Below are 2756 nucleotides of genomic sequence, written 5' to 3'. Positions count from 1 at the left end.
CTCTTCAAATGCATTTTTCAGCTGGCAGGCGCCCACGCCATCCCGGCCTGGGGCCGCCCCAGCGCGCATGCGCTTCACCGGCACCCACACCTCATGGCCGGTCACCGGCTCCTCACGCGGCGCGGCCGCGCGCCGCCGCGCAGCCGTCGGCCCGCCGCCGCCGCCGCCACCGCCGCCGCCGCCGCCGCTGCCGCCGCCCGCCGTTGCCGCAGCCCCAGGCCCAGTCACCGCCGCCTCTAGCTCCGCCGCCCCCCGCCCTCCGCTACGACGACGCCCGACACGACGCCTGGGTCGCAGCCCTCAAGTCCGCCGACTTCCGGCGGCAGCTCGACGCGGCCCTCACCCAACCTGGGCCCGCGGCGGCCGCCGCGGTCGCTGACCTGCTCCGCGAGGCCGCGCGCACCGTTTTCGGCGCGCGGCCCAGCGCGGGGCGGCCGGCGCCGGCGGCCCAGCAGCAGGACCAGCCATGGTTCCGGCATTGCCGCGGCGAGTACGCCGCCCTGCAGGCGGCGGCGCGCCAGCGGCTCGGCGCGGCCGAGCTGCGGCGGCGGCGCAACCGCTTCAACGCGGCCAAGCGGCGCGCGCAGCGCCGCTGGAGGGCGGAGCAAAACAATCGGCTCATGGGCACGCTGCGAGGCAAGCCCAGGGCCTTTTGGACGGCGTACAAGCGCGACGACAGCGCGACGGTCGACGGCGGGGCCAGCCTGGAGGACCACGCGGCGCACTGGCGCGCGCAGCTGGGCCCGGCCGGCTGCGGGGCCCTGGAGGAAACTGGGGCGGCCGGCCCCAGGCAGCTGGCGGCGGAGCTGGAGGCGGCGGCGGCTGGGCCGGGGCCCGGGGCGGCCGCGGGCGGCGGCGGCAGCGGCGGCACCGGCGGCGGCGGCGGCAACGGCGGCGGGCCGACGGCTGCGCGGCGGCGTGCGGCCGCGCAGCTGGAGGAGCCGTTCACCGGCGATGAGGTGTGGGCGCAGGTCAAGCGCATGCGCGCGGGGGCGGCCCCGGGCCTGGATGGCCTGGGCGCCTGCCTGCTGAAAAATGCATTTGAGGAGGTGGAGGACTCAGAGGGGCGCACCCACCGCAACCCCCTGCTGGCCGACTCCCTGGCCCTGCTATTCACCCAGATTGCGCGCACCCGGTACCCCTCCCACTGGAATGAGCAGCCCCTCACCCCTGTCTTCAAGGGCAAGGGCTCTGCCTCAGACCTGCACAATTACCGCCCTATCCAGAGCCAGTGCGCCCTTGCCAAGCTGTTCAGCATGGTGCTGCATGCTCGCCTTAACGCGTTTGCAGAGGGGCAGGGCCTGCGCGCCATGGGGCAGGCCGGCTTCCGCGACCGGCGCCGCGCCTCTGACAATATTTTCATTCTCCGGCACCTCATCGACCGCGCCCGGCACGCCCCCCCTCCCCGCCAGCGCCTGTTCGCGTGCTTTGTGGACTTTGAGAAGGCCTATGACAGCATCCACCGCGACGCCCTCATGCGCTATCTCGCGTCTGTCGGCATCGGCGGCAACACGCTGTCCACCCTGTGTGATATGTATTGGCAGGTCCGGGCGCGCCCCAAGCTGCGCGGCTGCCTCGGGCCTGCTTTCAGCACAACCTGCGGGGTGCGGCAGGGCGACCCGCTCTCGCCCCTGCTCTTTGGCATGTACATAGACCGGATCGAAGCCCACTTGGCCCGGCACGTACGCGAGGTTGGCGCCACCCTCTCTGGCCTCAGCACCCCCCTCCAAGTGCTGCTGTACGCGGATGACCTGGTGCTGCTCTGCCACTCTGCTGCTGGCCTACAGGCCCTCCTCGATTCACTGCGCGCCTTTTGCGAGGCCCACCACCTGCGCGTCAACGTCTCAAAAACCGAGGTGGTCGTGTTTGGCCGCCGCGCGCGCGGCGCCAGCGCTGACCTATGCGGGGCTACCCCTACCGGTGGCCAAGTCCTTCCGTTACCTCGGCATAGTGCTGCACGCCACCTGCGGGGCCCGCCCTGCGGTCGAGCACCTCCGCACCGCCGCCCTGCGCGCGCTCTGGGCCCTGCAGGGCCGGTGCAGCGCCTTGGGTGTGGCAGACTTTTCCCTCCGTGCACGCCTTTACCGCGCCCTGGTGGAGCCCATCCTCACATACGGGGCCGAGGTCTGGGCGCCCGACCTCATGCCCTCCGGGCATGATGCCTTGCGCGCCCCACTCCAAGCCCTCCAAAATAACTTTATCCGGGGCCTCGGCGGCCTGCGCCGGGCTGTGCCTGCCCTTGTGCTTTCGGCCGAGTCGGGCCTGCCGCTCCTAGGGGCGGCTTGGCTGCGCGCTTGCGCCCAGCTGTGGGCGCGCGCCAGTGCGGGCATCCGGCTCCAACACCCCTTGCTTGAGCTTGCTCTGCGGGCCGACATTCTCTTGACCGCCTCGCTCCCTGCGGCTGACGCACACCACACCTGGACCGGGGCACTCGGCCGCGCACTCACAGGCCTGGCCGCGGGCGACAGCGCCCCCGACTCGGCGCCCCCTGCGGCGCCCTTTTGGCGGGGTGCGCTGGCCGCCATCCTGTCAGGCAGCGGCGACATGCCGCCGCTGCCACGGGTTCACAGAATATGGCAGGCGGCCTTGGAGCGCCGGTGGGCGGCGCCGCCGTCGGACGGCCGCGCCTTTTCTGCGCGCACCCAGTATCGCGAACACTTTGCCTTGAGCGGCGAGGAGCATGAGGCGGAGCCCGCCTATCCCCCCACCATGCCTTGGTATTTCCGGCACACCTCGCGCCTGCCCACACTGGCGCA

At 72.6% G+C, this 2756-nt stretch carries 2 protein-coding genes; both read left to right on the top strand.

Features of this window, described 5'->3' with window-relative positions; genetic code table 11:
- The first annotated feature begins 203 nt into the window (after nt 1-203).
- On the top strand, nt 204-2159 hold the full coding sequence (locus tag ACKOQ4_RS02970; RefSeq protein ID WP_526288669.1) for an RNA-directed DNA polymerase: 1956 nt from the start codon (nt 204-206) through the stop codon (nt 2157-2159).
- 385 nt (nt 2160-2544) lie between these two features.
- Nucleotides 2545-2756: hypothetical protein (locus tag ACKOQ4_RS02965; protein ID WP_526288667.1), on the top strand; the 212-nt coding region annotated here is incomplete at its 3' end.

The organism is Mycobacterium sp., assembly GCF_046095365.1.
GTDB lineage: Bacteria > Actinomycetota > Actinomycetes > Mycobacteriales > Mycobacteriaceae > Mycobacterium.
This window is presented reverse-complemented; position numbering and strand designations above follow the sequence as displayed.